This is a genomic window from Flavobacterium sp. F52 (genome assembly GCF_000278705.1).
Taxonomy (GTDB): Bacteria; Bacteroidota; Bacteroidia; order Flavobacteriales; family Flavobacteriaceae; genus Flavobacterium; species Flavobacterium anhuiense.
Map to the genome: position 1 here is coordinate 151304 of NZ_AKZQ01000042.1, position 21209 is coordinate 172512.

Genomic DNA, 21209 nt, shown 5'->3' on the forward strand with positions numbered 1-21209 from the left:
AAACAACAAACAACAAACCATAAACAACAAACTTATGCCACCAGCAGCAAGACTTACAGACTTTCATCAATGTCCTATGGTTACTCCGGGAGTGCCACCAGTTCCGCATGTAGGCGGACCCATCGTAGGACCATGTGCACCAACCGTTTTAATCGGCGGATTACCAGCGGCCAAAGTTGGCGATACACTGGTTTGTGTAGGACCTCCAGATTCTATTATAAAAGGATCTGCGACAGTTATGATTTGTGGCATGCCTGCCGCAAGAATGGGAGATACAACAGCCCACGGAGGCTCAATTATGCTAGGAGCATTTAATGTGATGATCGGTGGATAATTTGGAACATAATGAAACTGCCTTTTTAGGTTCAGGATGGGCATTTCCCGTGTCTTTCTCTGCAGATAACTATCAGCTGAATTTGTCTGCTAATGAAACCAACATTAACGAATCTATTCATGTTATTCTAAATACCCGAAAAGGCGAACGCACTCTTGAGTCTGAATTTGGTTCTGGAATACAGCAGTTTATGTTTAGAAAAATTGACAGCACGCTTAAAGGCGAAATCATTGAAGCTATCAAGTTTTCCCTACTGCGTTACGAGCCAAGAATATTAGTACAAGATGTAAAAGTTGCATCGACTGATGTTGCAAACGGAAAAATAGAAATACTGATTAGCTACATCTATTCAAAAACCAATACAAGACACAACTATGTGTTCCCATTTTATGTAAAAGAAGGAACAAACTTAGACAAGAAAAAATGATTTTAATTGATCAAAATAGCGCTATAAATTCTCTCAACGAAGCACTCGTTCCAAGTCCGCATTTAATAGACGGAAGAACCGAGCAAGACTGGCTGTACTTTTTGACAGAATTCAGCAAATTGATCAATTTCTATAATGACAGCAATACCATCTATGGCAATTGGAGTACTTTTTTGCTAAAAGATCCTGTTTTTCTGATGGCTTCGATTTCAAAAACAAACTACAAAAAACTGCATTCAGATTATAAAAATAGCTGTACCGAAATTCAAAGATTAGTACAAAACGAAAACGGCGGAATTCCGCATTCAAATGCTTTAAACAACCTCTTTGACCGCATTACGGCCATTTATAAAATTATAGAACGCTGGACGCATTATATGCTGAGAAATAGCGAAATCTACGATCTTAAAACTTATATTTTACAAGAAGTTAAAACAAGATTAAGCATTGATTTCTGGGCAATTCAGTCTTTTAGAGAATATTTATCCAGACTATCTGTAGATGGTTTGTTTATTGCCTCAGCGCCTCTGCAAGATTTTAACTCTTTTGACAAAAGCATTTGGTATATCAATAAAGACAAAACTCCTTTTTGGCAGGTTTTCGGATTTGAAACAGAACATTCCGTTTTACAGGAAACAAGTTCAATAACGGCATTTAGTCTAGATATTCTAACCAAAATTGGAGATAAGCTATTTCAGTTTTTAGAAACCATAATTCATCATGCGGGAAAAGAATTCAAAAAATTAAATCTTAAAAAAGGACATTTTCCAGACACCGTTCTTTTGCGCTCTTTTGTAAATATTTTAAAAGTACAGCAAGATCGCATGAATGGTCTTTCTGAAAAACATCTTGATTTTTATTATAAAGATATTCTAAAACAGACTAAACTCCCTGCAGTTGCCGATCACACCTTTTTGTGTGCGACGCTTACAAAGCCAACAGCTGTATATACTTTGCCAGCTGGAACTTTGTTTAATGCTGGCGTCGATGCACAAAAGAATCCTATTCTGTTTGCTTCTCAAAAAAATGTAAACCTAAATCCTGCTACAATTGCAAGCGTGCATAAGCTTTCTTATCAAGATAAAAACAATGCCTCTTATAATTTACAAACTGTTGATAAGCCAACAGAAATTCAATTAGACGCAGAAAATAAAGCAATCAGTTGGGAAACTTTCGGTTCAGATGATCTTTCTCTAAGTCATTCTTTAATCGGAATTGGTTTTGCTTCGCCAATGTTATTATTGCGTGAAGGAGAAAGAACAGTAAATCTGACATTAGAATTTGATTCTCCAATAGATATAAAAATACTGCAAGAAGCAAGTTATTTTTTAAGCACACAAAAAGAATGGCTAAAACTGAATTTGGCTCCTGCAGATTTTACAGCAGACGCTACAAAGCAAAATACTGTTTTTACGATAGAGATAGTTCTTGACGAGACAGTAGCTTCAATCGAACCTTTTTTGGTTAATCCTGACGGATTGAAAAGCGATTGGCCAATGATGAAGATTTTATTTCAGAATGTCCCAAATCCGCAAGAGCCTCCTAAAATTACTTCGATAACTATTGCTTTAAAAGTAACGGGTGTAAAAACCTTTCAATTGTATAATGATTTTGGTGAATTAAGCACAAAAAATCCCTACACTCCTTTTGGACCAATTCCGCTGGTAAATGCCAATTTTATTATTGGAAACAATGAAATCTTGAGCAAACCTCTCGACAGTTTTATTGTAGAAATAGATTGGGATAAAAGACCAGCTGATTTTGAAGTATATTATCAGCAATATAATGAATATCTGCATCCAACTAAAACAACTCCAAAAGCAGGACTTAGAAGAACAATTAGAAATATATTATCTAAACCAGAGGAGGATGTTGTTTTTCCAAGCGAATTCACAAACACCAGTTTTACTGTTGATTTTAATATTATTCAAAACAAATCATGGCAAGGCCTGAAAATGACCAAAATTGAAAACAGTGATATTGACAATTTTTTTATTCCTATTGATGAAATCCCTAAATCTGTTTATTTATTTGATCCTGAGCCAATAAATGCTATCAATAATATTCTAAACACCTCCAGCACTTATTATGTATATTCTAAACCCGATCCAAAATCTAATGCTGCGCAAAATGGCGTCAAGCTTTTGCAGCCCGATCCAAACATTCAAAAAGAAACTTTAAAGTTTACCGAAGAAAGTTCATCGGGATTTATAAAAATGACTTTATCAAGTCCTGAATATGGCTTTGGCTCAGAATTGTATGCAAATGTTGTGGCTAGTATTGCTTTACAAAATGGCAATAAACTTGCCATGGCTAAAGACAAAGAAGTGACAGATTTTATTACCGCCGCCAATGTACCTTTTGCACCCAAAATACAAACCTTTTCTGCCATTTATAATGCTAGCGTAACCTACAAACTTGATGGCACAGCTGGCGATTATCCGTTGCAGTATTTTATATATGCTCCTTTTTCAAACTATACCGTATTTGATAGTGAAACAGCTGACCAAACCAATACATTTAATACCCAAATCATTGGAAGTTCTGAAAACGATGCCGCAAAAGGTTTTCCGCTTTATCCTTCTTTTAATTATAACGGCGCTTTATTTATCGAACTAGATAATCTGATTTGCGACAGCACTTTGAATCTCTATTTTGAGTTGGCCAGAAATTCTACCGCGCTTACCAATCAGAATGACATAATGTATTACTATTTAAGTGATTCAGGATGGAAAAACATTCAGCCTTTATCTGATCAAACCAGCCAATTTAGATGTTCTGGAATTATAGAAATTCCTATTCCCGCAGATTGCAATAATAACAGCACGATAATGCCTGGAACCAAAAACTGGATTTCTATTGCGGCTACTGGCAATCTTTCTTCGTTTTCTAAAACCACTTTTATGCAAACCAACGGTTTTAGTGTACAACGAACAGGAACTTCATTTCTGACCGATATACAAAGTCCGCAGATAGAGGCTAATGCAATCACAAAACCGGAAACCAAGATTCCAGAAATAGGTACCATCATTCAGCCATTCGCTTCTTTTGGAGGAAAAGCCGCGGAAGACAAAACCGATAGAAACAAAAGAGTAAGCAATAGCATTAAAACCAAAAACAGAGCAAGCACATTAACCGATTATTATACGCTGATTGCCGAAAAATTTGATACCGTATACTATTCAAAAGTAGTTACTAAAAAAAGCGACAACAGCACTAATGTTTATTTAGTCAAAAAAATAACGTCAGATAACGATTCAAACGCTTTTATTCCTTTGGTAACAAATGCACTTGAGATTCAAGTAAAACAATATTTAAACGCCAATTCGTCGCCGTTCATAAATCTGAACGTTTCCAATTTTAACTTGGAATATGTTTGCATCAATATCTCCATTATAGTCGATCCAAACTATCAGAAAACGTTGGTAAACAAAAATGTAAATCTAGCTTTAAAGAAGTACTTATCGCCATGGATTTCCAATTGCCCTTCTGAAATCGAAATCGACAAACCGCTTGTTGATGCCAAAGTGAACACATTCGTTCAAAATATTGAAGGAGTCCTTTCTGTCGAAAATGTATCCTTTTCAAGCTATTACATCAATCCTATTACAGGAGTGCAAACCGCTTTAAAAAGCGAAAAAAAAACTTTAATGCCATACGGACAAGCAACGCTTTTAGTTTCTGCTCCCAATCATAATATTTCAAATCTGATATAATGGATACTAATAATCAAATAACAAAAACACAGCTTCCGCCGCATCAGGATTTCAATTTTCTGAAAGACGAAGCTATTGATTATATCCAAAATCATATTGGTACAGAATGGACCAACTTTAATCCGAGCGATCCTGGAATGACCATTTTAGATCAGGTTTGTTATGCGCTTACAGAACTAGGTTATTGTATCGATTTTTCTATTCCCGATATTTTGACCGATTCTACAGGGAAAATGGAAATAGAAAATCAGTTCTATCTTCCTTATAAAATCTTGACCACTTCGCCCTATACAATTGATGATTACAAAAAATACATCATTGACGGGATCGAAGAAGTTTATAATGCCGAAATAGTAACTTACAATGACAATCTTCCACCATTTAGCAGAGTATATCAAGTATATCTTTATATAAATCCCGATATTACCTATAGCATTCAGCGAGATACTATTTGTAAATCGTCATTTTATTACCTTAACCAAAGCCGAAATATTGGCGAACTTTTTAATATGCCAATTGCTCTGCAGCCACAAAACTGCTTGATTGGCGGAAAAATTGAAATTGAAAAAGACGCAGACGAACAAGCCATTTTATTAGAACTGCAGGACAAAATTCGCACTTATATTTTTCCGAAAATAGCTCAGGTAAATTATGATGCTTTAAAAGAAGATGGATATAACGCTGCCGAAATATATGATGGCCCTTATCTTAAAAATGGCTGGATTTTAAGTGAATCAATAGTAGATAAAAAAGATACTCTCAAAACTATCGATCTAATTCCGGTAATTGAGTCTGTAGCCGGTATTATTTCAGTCTCAGGAGTTCAGCTTTATCAGAACAATAATCATGTTCAAGCATTACAATCAACTGTCAGTCAAATAATAGCGATAGATATTCTGGCTTCTTATAGAGAGAAAAAACTATTGTTAATCAGTAATGGAAAAGAAGTTCAGACTGATGCTTTAAGTCCGTTGCAAATTAATCTCAGTAAATATCAAGGAACAGCGATAAGTTTAAATGACAAACCTGCGATAAAATTACCAAAAAGCAGTTTCAGAGACATTAACAGCTATTATTCTATCCAAAATACATTTCCGCAGCAATATGGCATTGGCGACGATAAAATTGAAGACGATTCTGCTCCCATACAAGTCGCGCAATCACGTCAGCTAAAAGGCTATTTAACTCTATTTGATCAGGTTTTGGCCAATCAGTTTTCGCAATTGGCCAATGTTTCAAAATTATTTTCTTTTACCAATTCTGTATGCGGTTCGCCATCAGACAAAGATGCTTTTTATGCGCTAAAAGATAAGTATGAGAAAAAACATTTAGAATATCCTGTTCCGTACAAAATGTTTTCTCCAAGCTATTTTTATCAGTCACTGTACAACGTTCCTCATATCAAGCCTTTATTAAAAAACAATAATGTGTTTGAATACACTTATGGCGACGAAACTAAAAAAGAACTAAAAGAAAAAAGCTGGCTAGAATATCAGCAAGATCCTTACAATGCTTACATCTTTGGAATGATGAAAATCATGGAGGAAGAAGATGTCAATTTTGAAAGAAGAAATACAATTTTAGATCATTTGCTTGCGAGACACGGCGAATCGCCTAAAGTTATTGATGTCATAATTGCTGGTACAATTTATACGGGAAATAAGAAAAAAGATCAAATCATTTTGAAGAGTCTATATCTTCAAAACCTTGATTTACTAACGTATAATAGAATAAAAGCCTGCAATTTTCTGACGGCTTCAAAAATAACTCCGACTCATAATCTCAATATTAAAAACGATCATTACGATTACATCAATGAAAACACGTCTGATTTTATTTTTAAATCAGAACATCTCAATAAAAAAGAAAAATTAAGCAAAACCGATTTCAGCAATTTTTCGGGATTTGAATTAAAACTGAATCTCCTTTTCGGATTAAAAAACATATATAACAATTTTATGACGGCTCAATTTGAAGCTTCACAAAATTCTATAGAAGACCAATTGAACGTCAATAAAACTATACAAAAAGTATATTGGTTTAAAGAAAAAAGAAAAGGCAGCATCTTTATTGAAACCTCAATTCTTTTAAGTCAGCTAAAATTTAGTATCGAAATTACCAAGCAAAGTGACAGTTTAAATTACACAATTCAGAATATTGATTTTCAATCAGTAACTAATTTCAATTATATTCTAAATAGTCTGAACCAAACTGTTTTGGATACTCAATTTCAAAACGGTTATTTGGAATTTGCTTCGGAGAAATATCTTTTGGTTTCTAGCGATTCTCAATCTGTAATAACTCCTGATTATACAAAAAGTAAATCATCTGATTATGCATTTCGTATTACCGTTTCTTCTGGAAACGGAATCACAATCAATGATGAACTTTTTAAGAAAAATGCAATTTTAATATTTCCAGATTTTATTCCAGAATTACAGACTACTGCGTTCAAAAAACGTTTAAAACTGTTTCTTTCAATATGCCTTCCAACAAACATAAAATGCGAATGTCTGTTTGTAAGTCTTCAAGAATTGGAAACTCTAATACCAAATTACAGCAATTGGCATGACAGCTTGCGCTTCAAAAACACTCAGGATTTATTCAATAAACAGGAAAATGATTTAGAAACGGCAAATCCTGAGATTTCTTCAGTGAATTTGATCAATAGTTTAACCTCAATTTTAGGAAGGAAAAATGGAAGAAATAAATAGCCATATTGTATCGAGTCTAAAGTGGGACACAACTTTTGACCAGAAAAAAGAAAGCTACAGACTTCAGGAACGTTTGAGCGCCTGGAGCAAAATCTCGTTGCCTAGAGAAGTCGCCACTATTTTTAATGAATTATGTCCGCAGGAACAAAGCTGGCGAATTGAATCGCTAGAACTTGATCTTGGCTCTTGCGATTATGGCGATCTCGAATTTGACTTAAGTCGAAAAATACGGAATTTATTAAGAGAAAAAATAGCCGAATTAATTCTGTATCAAAATAGTCAGAAGCAAAATGGAATCGCGGTTTACAATAAAGAAAAATCGATTCTGGAAAATCTGATGGTCTTTTTGTTAGAAGGTTATCTGCCATGGAATTATCAGAACAAAGAAGGTTCTGTAAACCAAATTATGGCAGAATTGCTTCAGAATAATCTTGCTGAGGTTATTGCGATTATCAAGGAAACCGGAATGACGCATGAAGAAGTTAGAAAACGAATTGCATGGCAGTTTGACGAAAAAAATATAACCAAAATAATTGCAGCTCTGGAACCTAATAATAGCAGTTCGATAATTGAGTTTAACTCCATTATGGTGAACATTCAGGTTAAGGAAACTATTATTCAGACGAGTACAATCAGTTTCAAAAAGAATCTTTGGTTCTTTATTCTTAACTTTTTATTGCTGGAACGCGGCACTCTATTTAATAAGCTCGCTTTCATGAAAAGCAGTATTCTGCAAATGGCAAATCATTACAATATTGCTTATGCAGAACTGATTGTTTTGATTGAAAATACGATTGTAAAACTCTCTGATAAAACTTCTCAAAACAACAATTTTATTGCTTGCCTAAAAATACTGACTCAGGAATATGAAACACAAAAAATTGAAAATCATTTACCTGATTATAAGATAAATTATTGGAGTTTACTTGAACAATTACTTCAAAATAAAAACAGCCGAAAATTTAAGGCAGACAAAGACAATTTGAACGAATTAATTGTGGCATTAAGCACTGAAAACAAAACCAAATTTGATGCCCTTATTCAGCCTATTTTTAAAGAAGAAAACCTGCTTGCTTCTCTGCTTCAGGATTTAAATGAAACTTCTATAAAAGTACTTTTTTCAAGATTAGACACTACTCCATCGCTTCTTCAAATGGAATCGATAACGTATTTGAATAAACTGAGCCAAACCTTTAAACTCAAAACAAACAGTAAGGCTTTATGGGAAATTGGAATGCTTTTTTTAATTAAAAATAAAAATGCTGACAATAGTGCGTTTCTGCTTTTCTGCATTAAGGAATTAGGTAGAAAAAATAATCTGAGCCACGAACATTTATTGGCGATGTTTACCAATGCTAAAATTCCTGCGGCGGTAAAAAACAATAATTCGGCAACCATTTATACCAATCTTAATGCGATTTACTGCAAGGAAATAAACCGTAATAATTCTAATTATCCAGCTGTTCATTTTAAGAATCTTGTTGCCAAATTAGAACTGGAATTACAGAAAAACAGCACCAAAAGTGTCTTTTTTATTGATTTGCAAAGATCACTTACGAGAACCATTTTATTGCATCCTAAAATGGCTTTTGAGGTAATGCTTTCATACGGAAATAAAGAAGTTTTAAAGAAAATACTTCCGTTGGTCCTTAATCGTGAAATGCTGCAATTATTGGTAAAAACTGCCAATTATAAAAAGACAAAACTCGTACAGACCATTCAGGTTGTTTATGAAATTCTGAACGAAAAGGATAAATATGATTTTCCAGAAGAATTGATGACGGATAATTTATTACTTCTCGGAATGCAGGAAATACTGTTTCATCCCGAACATAATTCCTCTTTGTTTCTGGAAACTATTATCGTGCAATTATCCAAAAAAGTAACCGACACAAGACGCAACGATTATTTTCAGTTTATCACAAAACTGATTCAGTCCAAACGAATTAAATCTTTTGGAATTGCCATCAAAAAGACATTTTTGAACCAATTAAGAAATACAAGTTCAATCGATACCGTTGCGCTTGCATTGCTCATTCAGAATACATCGCAACAAGATCAGCAAGAATTAGCGCAATTACTGACTTCCAATTTTAATGATTCGGGTTTTATAGAACTGCGAAAACAAGACAGAAAGGAAAGCGAAAATCTATTGCATTATTTCTTGACAAATGGTGTTGCGCTGAAAAAGAACTGGATTCAGAAAACATCTGCTGTCATTATTAATACCGTAAAATCGGTTTCAAAAACTAAAATCACTTGGGAATTAAACGAGCTTTTCTGGAATACCATTTTAAAATATTGGGCTTATAAAGGTAATGGAATCTTATTTGAAAAACTGCTTCAGAAAGAACTGAAATTGTATTTGAAAAAGACTGTTGCAAAAGAAAAAATACAGTTTCAAAACGAAACAAAATCTTTTGAATCAGCAAACTCTGTAACAGAATTAGAACATTTTTTTGAAAGCGAAATGATTTCAAGTTATACTTTTTCTAGTGGAATTTCAGAATCTATCAGCTCAGACCTATTTTTTGAGATTCAAGTATTATCAGAAAAAGAAAAATACAAATGGATTTCTTCCATTATTATCGAACGTCAGATTTCTACTGATTTCAGCATTTCTAAAACAATAGAAATCAAAGATGTTCTGAATTTCATTATGGTAAAAGAGCCTCAGATTTTCTTTAGAATAATGAAAAAAGAATTTATTCCCGAAGCTCAAATGGATTGGCTTTGCCGCAATATCAGCTTTCATAATTTGTGCAATGCCGTAAGCCAATTGGATAAAAACAGAGAATCGTATTTGAGAATTCTAGAAAAATTCAATCAGGTTTTGGGATCTGTAGCAATGAAAGGTTTGGCTTCTAAAGAAATGCCGCATCTTTTGCTTCGAAAACTTTTAAAAGCTGTTGTCAATGACAATTGGAGACTTATCGCGATTGATAAAATATGGAATGAACTAATCTGGGAAGTGGTGACTAAAAAAGGAATTGCTAAGAAAAACTTTTTGGCAGACATGGAAAAATATATCTATCAATTTCCACCCGCTTTACAGCTTGGTTTCAAAGAAATTCTTCGAACAGAAAAACAAACTTCGCCAATCTTAAAACAAACCGAAATACTATCAAAAATGGAATCAAATAAAATTAAAGAAAAACCAAAAACTAACCTCAAACAAGGTGTTGAGGTTAGAAACGCAGGAATTGTGCTCTTGAACGATTATATCGCAATGCTATTTGCTCGATTGAATCTTACATCAGAGAATAAATTTATAAGCAACGAACATCAGGTTAGAGCTGTGCAGTATTTACAGTACGTCATCACAGGAATGCAGGAAACCGAAGAAGTTTATCTGCCATTGAATAAAGTTTTGTGCGGTTTACCATTGACAGACACAGTACCAGATTTTGTAGAAATATCATATCAGGAAAAGCAATTAATAAACGGGTTAATACAAGCAGCTATTTCGCATTGGCCAGATATTGGAGATTCTTCCATAGATGGCTTTAGAGGAAACTGGCTTGTACGCGACGGAACTCTGGTAGAACTGGAAGACAAATGGGAACTTACTGTAGAGAAAAGGGCTTATGATATTTTGATCAACAGATCTCCCTTTGCCTTTTCGATTATGAAATACCATTGGATGGATAAACCTTTGCATGTCATTTGGCCTTATTGAAACAGCTTTTTAAGAATCATTCACGCTTACGTTAGTCAGCACATTTTTGTCATTTCGAGGAACGAGAAATCACACTAGTTGATCGACAAAGATTGTCGATTACGAAAACGGATTTTCTTGTGTGATTTCTCCCTTCAGTCGAAATGACAAAATCCGATTCCGATTGTGAATGATGAATTGAAAATTAAAACCATTGCATACGATCTTGAAATATAAATTAATCAACTAAAAAAACTATTATGAACAGTTACAATGAAAATCTGCATTCTAGTGTATTGTCATCATTAGAAAGTCAGGAGATGACCAAAAAACAATTGAGTTCACAATTGAGCACTTCAATGTTTACTCTTTATTATGCTGAGGGAGCTGAAATTGTTGCGCAGGAAAAACTAGACGCAACAACCAAAATGTACAAAGAACAGCAACATATAAATAATGTAGTTGTTAAGAATAAGAACATGGCAGACAACTTATTATTATCTGCAAATCAGCAAAAAACGTATGTCACACAAGCCGTTAGCAATATGGCGGTTTGTGCCTCCAACATTCAAATTGCGTCAAATTCTATTGTCCGTTTGGCAAGTGATATCGGAAGCATTTATAGCATTATCAATGCTGCAGATTATGGAACTCAAATTTACCAGCAGGCTCTTGAGGCTTACAATCTGATTAACAAAACGGCTTATATTGCCGAACAGACTTCGCAATTTGCGATGGAAGCCACAGCATCGATTTCTGAAGTTTCAACCTCAACAGTTGCTGACGGCGCTAAGTTAACGAATACCTCTGTCAATAATTTACTGCAGGTAACCACTGCTGATTTAACAGCAACTACTGCTGTACTAACGGCAGATAATGACACAAAAGCTAAAGCAAGTATTGCCACAAGAGCTGCAGAAGGTGCTATAAAGTGTAGTGAAGTAGAATATGATGCTTCTAAAAAAGCATATAACTATAACAATGCATTATTTAACCAAAGTTTGGTTGTAGAAGTACCAAAGCAGTTTGATCCTGCAGCGGGCACTTTTAGCGTATATTTTGATGCTTACAGAAGTCCTTTTTCGCCAGAAGACAGAGATCCTGGAACACAAAACAAAGGATTGGCAAATCCTGTTTTAAGCTATAACATCATTATGGTAAAAGACAGCAAAAAATCTTTTTTTAGCGCTTCTAATGCAGAATTGTTGGTGGGCAATCCAGCTCAATGCAAAAGTATTCCTGCTTCTCAGCATCCAGATGCTAAAGGAAAGTATAAATCGACTATCGCTTATAAAGAACTTAGAGATTCTGATAATGATCCTCTAGTGCTTGGCGAAAATTATGTTGCTTTTCTTTTAATCATCTTTACAGAAAACTACAAAAAAGAAATCAATACGTTTGATGAATATCTGTCTGCGCCTTCTGAGACGTTTGCGTTAACCTACACTTTAAAAAGCGCTAAGAATATTACTAATTCTAGAAATGCTTCTGAACATTTGTCTGAAATCATTTTTACGGTTGACAAAGAAGAAGCCTTAAAATCAAATGAAATTGATTACAGATGTTTCTTTTTGCCTTATCCTGATGACATCGCTACAAATGAAGATCTGATAAACTTTGAGTGTGACATTGAAACAAAGGAGTTAGAAGAAGAAATTAAAACTGTCGACGCAGAAATTAAATCTCTTACCGAAGAGATAAATACCTTAAACAGTTCTGCTGGTCAGACAAATGCCGAAGGAACTAAAAAAGACAAAGAAACAGATCAAGACAAACAAAAAAGTCTTAGTTTAAAAAGTGCTCTGGCTGATGCTAAAGAGAAACTACGCATAGCAAATCGTCAATTAACCGATTTAAATGCTAAACTGAAAGACGTTAAAGAGAATTCTCCTAAGCCGGTTAAAAATAGCAAAGCTTTCTTCTTCAATTTAAATTTAGCAGAAAATATTCCTGCGGGCAACTTTACCAGTGCTAAACACCACAAAGCAGCTTCTGGTCAAGAATTTAATGTACATATTGGTAGTACCACTACCGATAATTTTGGAAACCCACTGGTTGAAGACAAAAGTTATATTCCTGTTGTATTGTCATTTTACAATGGCAGTGAAAATTCTAAAGCGAAATACGCCAACAGTCTTTCAGATTGGCAAAACACAACGCCAATACCTTATTCTACAAAAGAAATTTCAAAATCATCAACCATTTAACACCTCAACTATATGGAAACTATATTATCACCAAGTCCTAATTTGCAGAGATACGGAATTACAGAAAAGAAAAAAGCTGAACTAGACTTGATTAAAAATCAAGTGGTTGATGCAACAGCAATTGTTCAGCAGCAGCAAACCATTGTAAACTCGCTGAATGAAAAAGCAACCAGATATCAAGGTTATTTATTGGTTTCAGAAAGTAATCGTTCTCATACTTTAAGCAATAAAAACTTATTAGATCAGGTTGTTCAAAATGCATACGATTTGGCGCTTAATTCAGAGAATGCCTTTTCAAAAACGGCAACTGCAACTCAGGATTCAAAAAGAGTAAGCATTTGGATTAGCGATTTGATTAGCAAATTGATTTATTCTGTGGAAATAATTAATAAGCTGTCTAATCTTGTAATTCGCAAAAAAGCACTTAATCCTTTAATTTCTGATGATTTAATTACCAGAATCAACACCGCAGGCACAGATGCTAACAATGCAGTTGCTCTTACGCTTGTTGCTTTAAAATCTACGTTGGCAGCAGAAGCTTCTGTTCTTGAATCTGAGGAAGCAATTACTCTCGAGACTAAACAGGCTGCTAAATTGTATTTTACTTTAACAAACAGCAAATCATTAGAAGCAACTTTGCCTGCACCTTCTCCTTCTGATTCTTCGATTAGAGGATTAATATACAATGCGTATAAAAATGCTCAGATTGCTTACGAAAAAGCCAATACGGCCAATGACGAAACTGGAAGACAATTGGTTATTGCAACAAGCAATTTAAGCAAAGCGCAAATCAAACTTCAGTCGCTTCAATCTAGTTTAGCTGCTGCAACTGCTGCGGCTTATGCTTCTTAAGACAAATTAAAATGTCCACTGTTTCATTCCTGCATTCAGTGGACTTTAATTCTAATTTTTTAAGGTTATGAATCATACTAACAAGAATTTTTACAGACAGTTTTATCTAAAAACAGGAGGATTTCTGCCTACAAAACCGTTGAATAAAAGTCTTTTTCCTGGTGATTATTTCCAAATCAAAAATGGCGAAATCATTCTTCTGGGAAACATTTATCGCAATGGCATTATATCGCATCAAGATGCAGATATTAGCAGCACAATTACTTTAAATGACGCCAATTGGACTTTTAGCGATGGCATTTCAAAACCTTATTCTGGAAGATCGCTTGCACATGGTTCTATTGAAGGCGATTTTGAATTTAGCAAACAAATACTGGCTTTCGCCCATAAAGGAAGTTTCATTTTTAAAGCCGAAGAACCAGAATCTGTAAAAATTAACAATTGGAACGAAATCCAGCAGCAGTTAATTATAAAACTGACGCAGACCTTATATTCTTTTAGAGAATTGTACGTAGTAACAGAAAGTGCAACAGCTAAAAACACTACTCTCGCTACAGCTGGCGAAGCTAATGCAGAATTGGAACTGGCTTGTGAAGCAGAAAACTTTGGTCTGACAGATATTTTTGGACATTCTAAAACCAAAACAATCCAGTCAAAAGATATTGAATATTATCATAGAGAAACCAAAAGAAAACCCGCTTATTTTAAGGCTAAAAAATTAGTCGTTCAAGATGAAAAACTATCGTATTTCATTAGTGATTTTATTGCCAGAGAAAACAATGTGAGCGCTTGGACAGATTCTTTTTTTGATTCTAATTTTCATAATGATGTTGATTACAATACTCAGATGATTATGCAAAATGCACAAGGTTTTTATTTGGATATGCTGCAATGCAATGAATTAAATCCTAATACGGCTTTGTTATACTTTAAATGGGCTGATGCTAATTTGGACGATGTAGAAAAACTATTCGGAGCGTATGGAAACTAATTCCAATATTTTGGTTTTGTATAATGAAATGGATTGGCTGCAAAAGGTAATCGATCAGGTTATTTGCAGTTATCTGCTTCAAGAAGGCCACGAAAACCGATGGCAAGATATTCCATTGCCTGAAGCCGATGCAGATACTGAAGAAAGTGTCTATTATAAAAAATTAGCGGAATGGAATCTGAATCTCTACGAAAGACTTACTCTTGCTTTGATTCTAGCCCCACAGATTAAACCTGAAGTTCTAGATATTTTCTTTAGCAAAAATGCGATGTATGATCGTGGTTTTACTGAATTTGGCGGTGTTGTCAATAAAAACCATAGCGGTTTTCTGCCAACAGGCCAAACGCTTTCTTTTTTGATTACAGCTGTTAATCCAGAATTACGAATTGAATTGCTCAACATTTTAAACACATCGAATATTCTTGCCAAAGAACAGGTTTTGGTTTTGGAAACTTCAGAATCTAATGTTCCTATTCTGAATCAGGTTCTTTCGATTAATGAACGCTGGCTAAACTTTTTCATAACGGGCACTTTACCTAAATTGGAACATAGTGTTTCGTTTCCAGCTCAACAAATTTCGACCAATTTAAACTGGGACGATTTGGTTCTCGAAGAACATGTTATGAATCAGGTCATGGAAATTAATGCTTGGCTTAATCATGGCGAAACTCTTATGAAAGAATGGGGTCTTGAAAACAAAATAAAACCTGGCTATCGAACCCTTTTTTACGGACCTCCTGGAACTGGAAAAACGCTTACGGCAACTTTACTCGGAAAAAGTACAAACAGAGAAGTGTACAGAGTCGATCTTTCTATGATTGTTTCGAAATATATCGGTGAAACCGAAAAAAATCTGTCCAAGATATTTGATGTTGCACAGCACAAAGATTGGATTTTATTTTTTGATGAAGCCGATGCGCTTTTCGGAAAAAGAACCAATGCTTCCTCTTCAAACGATCGGCACGCCAATCAGCAAACGGGATACTTACTGCAACGAATTGAAGATTTCCCTGGAGTTGTTATTCTGGCATCCAACTTAAAAGAAAATATGGACGAAGCTTTCTCGAGAAGGTTTCAATCGATGATTCATTTTACAATGCCAACCGCCGAAGAAAGAATGCTATTGTGGGAAAAAGCCTTTTCAGGAAAATGTCAACTTGATCCTGCTATTGATATCGAAAATATTGCCGAAAACTATGAATTGGCTGGCGGCGCAATTATCAATATTTTGAGATTTTGCGCTTTGGCTGCCATTCAGAAGAATGAAACTATAGTGAGTCAGCAAGATTTATTGGAAGGCATTAGACGTGAATTTAAAAAGGAGAACAAAACCCTTATGGTTACTCAAATGAATTGACGCATTATGAAAAAAGATGAAAACATAAAAAAAGTTGCAGTTGCTGCGCCACAATTGCATCGTCATAAAGTGACGCTTAAAATTGGAAACTGGAAAAAATATTTCGATTCCAATTATGTCAACACCATCATTGCAATGGCTTTAAATGATTTCGACGACAAAATCTTTTTTTTCATAAACGGATATCTTATCACGACCCAACATCTTTATTTGGTTGTACAAACTACCGAAAAAAGTGTAGACGAAATGGTGAGTAAAATTGAGGCTAAGATTATTCATTTATTAAAAACCAATCCTCAAAAACTAAAAGAAAACCGTGGAGAAATTTCTTTTATTGCTGATGACGAAAGTCTTTTTTATGCTGCACGAAAACCTCTTTTTAAAATTTATCCTTTAGAAAATGATCATCTCATAAAGCTCATTACAGGAAGAAAAGTAAAACTCCCCTATTTTGATCAAAACCTTGAGAGCTTAAAAACTATGATTCACAATCATCCTTTTTGTTCAGCAATCCATTATTTAGGTGGTATTGGTCCTGTAAAAGTCACATCGTTTAAAGATCAAATAAACTCGGAAGAATAAGCAGTTATCCAATTCAAAAAAGAAGAAAATGACGCAACAACACAAAAAAATATCCGAAAATATATCCTCTATTGCTGCTGCGAATGCTACTCACAGTAATAACACTGCTCAATTAAAAGACAATCGGGAATATTCTATCGTACAGAAAAAACTGCAAGAGAACACATTAACAGATAACACTAACACGGTTACACAGTTAAAAGGCGGTGATGGAAAAAAGAATCAGAAGAAAAGAAAAAGGCAAGACTCAGAAAGTGACGACGATGGCAGCGGTGATTATGTTCCGCCACAAGCCAAAAAACAAAAAAGATATCATATTCCTAATGATACAAGGGATCACGTTATCGAACATACAGCCCATGAACGTACTAATGTAAATAGCAATTTTGATGCAATTTATACTTGTCCTGGCTGCAGAAGACCGCTTGCTTATAAAAAGAAAGGAAGCAAAAAACTAGAACTAACCCGATTTGCCTACACAAGCCAAAGCGGCAATCCTCACGAACTACGGGCTTTAACATTAGACCATTATCCGCCATGGGCGCCACGTGAGCGCGACTTGAAATCAAAAGGTGCAACTGATTCAGAAATAAGAGAAGATCATAATGATCCTGATCGTCTAAGAGCCTTGTGCAAAAAATGCAATGAAAGCCATAAATATGAGAAAAAGAAAAAAGTGAGTTACGAAAGTGAAGATGAAGAAGACGGATACCACACACCAGATGATGAACCTGAAAATAAAGGTTTTTATAAAGATTTTCGTTATGATCCTGATTCAGGATCAGGCGGTTCTGGCATAATAGCTTAGAAACTATATATTCGACTATATTTCTCATCGCAATTTTAACAAAAAGAAAGCATTATGAATCGCTATAGTGAAGTTCCAAAAGAAAATGATCATCAAGGTGCAGCAAACAGTCTTACTCCTAATAGAAATACTATTGGCAACACTTTTCACTTGGCCGACAATCGTGTTTCGTCTTCAACTTTAACCAATACCAATATTTCCGTTAGACAGTTAAAATCTAATCAGGCGATTGCCAATTTTAACTCTAATGTTGTGCAATTGGGACGGATAAATTTCACCAAAGAGCAACGCGAAAAAAAATTAGCGGCAAATAAAAAGAGTAACGGAGGTTTTCATACCTGCACTAATTGTGGATTCCAACACAAAAAAATACACTATGCTACCTTTAAAGGAAGGAGAATGGGCGATGGACAATTTCACGTTGATCACATACAACCTGCATCAAAAGGCGGTAAAAATAACATGAGAAACGGCAGAATTTTTTGCGGAACATGCAATACATCCAGAGGAAACAGAGCAAATGTAGGAGTAACAGGTTTCAAGAAATATCATGCACTGCATAGAAAAAAAATTGCAAAAAATTATATGCGCAGACCAAGTAAGAAAAGAAGATAAAACCTAAATCTAGCAATAACTAATAGCAATTAAAATTGGTTTTTATGGAATATTCAACTGATAAAACGAAAACGCAATCTGCCGCAAATAGTGCTGACGAAAAAGTTATTCAAAATAAGGCAAGAGAACTTCAAGACAATCGTCCCGTTTCTGTTTTACAAAAAAAAGTCAATAATACTGGTTTGCCAGACAATTTAAAATCAGGCATAGAAAACCTCTCCGGTCATTCTATGGATGATGTTAAAGTACATTACAACTCAGACAAACCTGTCCAACTTAATGCTCATGCCTATGCGCAGGGAACAAATATTCATCTAGCTTCCGGACAAGAAAAACATTTGCCTCATGAAGCCTGGCATGTGGTACAGCAAAAACAAGGGCGAGTAAAGCCTACTTTACAGATGAAAGGTAAAGTGAATGTAAATGATGACAAAGGTTTGGAAAAGGAGGCTGATGTCATGGGGGCGAAAGCATTACAATTTGTAGATAATGGATCGCAAAAGAATGCTCATTATACCAATTCTTTAAATTTACAAACAGTGCGTCAGCTCGTAAGTATTAAATTAGACAACGGAACCTATTATCCAGATACTCACGCAACGGGGCAAATAGTAGAAAGTGATGACCTGACATCTGAACAACGAGGAAAAGCAAATACGGATCTGCAAGGAAACGCAGTATTAATTAACTCGATAAGAAACGGTTGGAAACATATAAGGCAAAATATAGATCCTATTATAGATCCACTTTTAGCATCCGCTAATATAACAGACGAGGCTACTAAAATCAAAGCAAGACGTTTATATAGAGAATCTCAGAACACGGGTGGCGGATTAACCGCTTTACTCGATGCACAAAAAGAATGGCAGAATTTTTTATCTGAAAATGCAGTACCTATGTCAGCTATACTTTCTGTACACCGCAGTTTCGGTTTTGAATATGAATTTGCAACATGGGAATTAGCACCTCCAAATACCGTTGATGTTCCTTCGCATACAGAAGTAGGAAAATCTGCCCCTTTTAGCCCTTTGTTTAATACTTCCTTTATATTAGAAACAGATGCTCAAAAAGAGTTAGAACTAGTTGCGCCTCCTCTCTTAGCAGGAGGAGCAAATGGAATAATAAACAAAGCATTCATATCACAAGTTCATACTTTGTTTATTAACGCTTTAGTTGCATTTAGAGGCACACATGCCACAGCAAATACTCATGTAAATGCTTTACCATTCAATGATCATATAGGTACTGGATGGAATTGGACTGCATCTGCAGGCTTAATTAGAGTTGCAACAGCAAGAAATAAATGGGCAGGAAAAACAAACCAAATCGGCTATCAATTAAACATAGCACTTACTCCACATGAGATAACCGAACAGTTCCAAAAAGATTCTCCAGGAGCAGACAATAATCAAGAAGCTGTTTATAATAAAATCCTTAAGCGTTTTCATGATAGTGAGGTATATAAAGGATTAGAATCTCCGAAAACTGAAATAGATACTGCATTATTGTTATTAGCCAAAGGTATTTCTAATGCTATAGCTATTCCAACATTGAGTTTAGTTGCAAAGACCAGAAAACCTTGGTTTACCGGTGATTTACATTCTCATGTCAAAGATTTACATGGTATCTGGGTTAAAGATAATGTACCTAATATAACTTTGGCGGCAGTGAAAGGAAATCATCAAGCCCAAAATGATTTAAGAAGCATTATATTATCTGAAAAAGATAAAGTAGCGCGAGACATCTTGACAAGCATACCTCAATATACGCCTCCAAAAGAAGTTAAAGGGGAAAACACAGGCATTACAGCTATGAGAGAAGCGCATACTAAGCTAGATACTGCTGTTAAAGGCGGCACTACAAGTCTTAAAAAAGCGGCTGAAAGAGAGGCTATTACTTGTCTAACCAAAATTGCAGAACGCCTAGAAAACCATGACGAAACACCAACCGTTAATGCAAAAACAGATTTCCTTGCCGAAAAATTTGGTACTGGCGATGGTGTTCGTAAAGATACATATGCTAATATACCTGTTTCTGGCAATAAAACTTTACACTTAGCCGAATTAAGGACAAATGCAACAACTGATGCTTTTTTAAGATAGTTATTTTAACTAATTGTAACGCCTCAATAAAGTCTAATTCTTTTAATATCAATTATTAAATTTTTCGAAGGCTTTGTTTCAATAAAGAATATCCTTTCATTTCATAAAGTATTGATTTATGTACCTACAGTTTGTACTTTTGCCCGTATGAATGATAATTTTACAAATGAATACTTCGGCATAGGAATACAAAATGGTAAAACACCAGAAAACTTAGGTGTTTTGTGGCGCTCGGCTCAAAACTTAGGTGCTACTTTTATATTTACCATTGGAAATCGATATGCCAAACAAGCCTGCGATACACACGACGCAGTAAAAGCAATTCCTTATTTTCATTACGATACGTTTGAAGCTTTTTTTGAAAACTTACCTAAAGGAGCAAGATTAGTTGGCGTTGAATTATCTGAAAAGGCTGCTGATCTGGAAACATTCGAACATCCTAGACGGTGTGTTTATATATTGGGCGCAGAAGATCATGGCTTATCAAAAAAAGTAATGGAAAAGTGCCATCATTTAGTAAAGTTTAAATCGGAAAAAAGTTTGAACGTTGCCGTGGCGGGAACTATTGTTATGTACGATAGAAATTTGTCTAAACCGCGTTCTTAAAACAAGCCTACCAATAGATAGAAATAAAACATGATAGAAAACATTCTTTTGCCATTAGCCGTACTTATAGTCGGTTTGATTTATTCAAAATGGCTGTGCAAAATAAACAATGGCTTTTTTAGAAAGAATGTTGATTTGTTTTCAAATTCAAAAGATTTGCAAGGCTGGTTTGCTGCACTAGTTCTTATTGTTACCGGTTTTATATTTCTGCTGAAAGGAATCTTTAATTATACATCATGA

At 34.8% G+C, this 21209-nt stretch carries 15 protein-coding genes; all 15 read left to right on the forward strand.

The window, feature by feature from the left end; all coding sequences use genetic code 11:
* The first annotated feature begins 34 nt into the window (after positions 1-34).
* Positions 35-334 (forward strand): PAAR domain-containing protein, encoded by a 300-nt coding sequence (locus FF52_RS22330; protein ID WP_008469168.1) that lies wholly within the window; start codon positions 35-37, stop codon positions 332-334.
* Positions 327-761, forward strand: a complete 435-nt coding sequence (locus FF52_RS22335) for a GPW/gp25 family protein (protein WP_008469171.1) — start codon at positions 327-329, stop codon at positions 759-761. The genes FF52_RS22330 and FF52_RS22335 overlap by 8 nt, the downstream gene beginning before the upstream one ends.
* Positions 758-4477 carry a baseplate J/gp47 family protein gene (locus FF52_RS22340; RefSeq protein ID WP_008469173.1) on the forward strand — a complete coding sequence of 1240 codons (3720 nt, stop codon included), beginning with the start codon at positions 758-760 and terminating at the stop codon, positions 4475-4477. The genes FF52_RS22335 and FF52_RS22340 overlap by 4 nt, the downstream gene beginning before the upstream one ends.
* Entirely contained in the window at positions 4477-7191 is a 2715-nt protein-coding gene (locus FF52_RS22345; RefSeq protein WP_008469175.1) for a hypothetical protein, read from the forward strand. The genes FF52_RS22340 and FF52_RS22345 overlap by 1 nt, the downstream gene beginning before the upstream one ends.
* Positions 7175-10870, forward strand: coding sequence for a contractile injection system tape measure protein (locus FF52_RS22350; RefSeq protein ID WP_008469176.1), 3696 nt, complete (start codon positions 7175-7177; stop codon positions 10868-10870). The genes FF52_RS22345 and FF52_RS22350 overlap by 17 nt, the downstream gene beginning before the upstream one ends.
* Positions 10871-11109: 239 nt before the next feature.
* Positions 11110-13056 carry a hypothetical protein gene (locus tag FF52_RS22355; RefSeq protein ID WP_008469177.1) on the forward strand — a complete coding sequence of 649 codons (1947 nt, stop codon included), beginning with the start codon at positions 11110-11112 and terminating at the stop codon, positions 13054-13056.
* 12 nt (positions 13057-13068) lie between these two features.
* Entirely contained in the window at positions 13069-13908 is an 840-nt protein-coding gene (locus FF52_RS22360; RefSeq protein ID WP_008469178.1) for a hypothetical protein, read from the forward strand.
* 67 nt (positions 13909-13975) lie between these two features.
* The gene (locus FF52_RS22365; protein WP_008469179.1) at positions 13976-14899 is read left to right on the forward strand and encodes a hypothetical protein; all 924 of its coding nucleotides are present in this window, start codon (positions 13976-13978) and stop codon (positions 14897-14899) included.
* Positions 14889-16256 (forward strand): ATP-binding protein, encoded by a 1368-nt coding sequence (locus FF52_RS22370; RefSeq protein ID WP_008469180.1) that lies wholly within the window; start codon positions 14889-14891, stop codon positions 16254-16256. The genes FF52_RS22365 and FF52_RS22370 overlap by 11 nt, the downstream gene beginning before the upstream one ends.
* Positions 16257-16262: 6 nt before the next feature.
* Positions 16263-16838: a hypothetical protein gene (locus tag FF52_RS22375; protein WP_008469181.1), complete on the forward strand. Its 576-nt coding sequence runs from the start codon at positions 16263-16265 to the stop codon at positions 16836-16838.
* 28 nt (positions 16839-16866) lie between these two features.
* Positions 16867-17646 (forward strand): GH-E family nuclease, encoded by a 780-nt coding sequence (locus FF52_RS22380; protein WP_008469182.1) that lies wholly within the window; start codon positions 16867-16869, stop codon positions 17644-17646.
* A 54-nt stretch (positions 17647-17700) separates the two neighbouring features.
* A complete protein-coding gene (locus FF52_RS23270; protein WP_008469183.1) occupies positions 17701-18261 on the forward strand; it encodes an HNH endonuclease in 561 nt (186 codons plus the stop codon).
* A 44-nt stretch (positions 18262-18305) separates the two neighbouring features.
* Positions 18306-20363 (forward strand): DUF4157 domain-containing protein, encoded by a 2058-nt coding sequence (locus FF52_RS23485; protein WP_008469185.1) that lies wholly within the window; start codon positions 18306-18308, stop codon positions 20361-20363.
* 147 nt (positions 20364-20510) lie between these two features.
* Positions 20511-20969 (forward strand): RNA methyltransferase, encoded by a 459-nt coding sequence (locus tag FF52_RS22395; protein ID WP_008469187.1) that lies wholly within the window; start codon positions 20511-20513, stop codon positions 20967-20969.
* A gap of 30 nt (positions 20970-20999) precedes the next feature.
* Positions 21000-21209 (forward strand): hypothetical protein, encoded by a 210-nt coding sequence (locus FF52_RS22400; RefSeq protein WP_008469188.1) that lies wholly within the window; start codon positions 21000-21002, stop codon positions 21207-21209.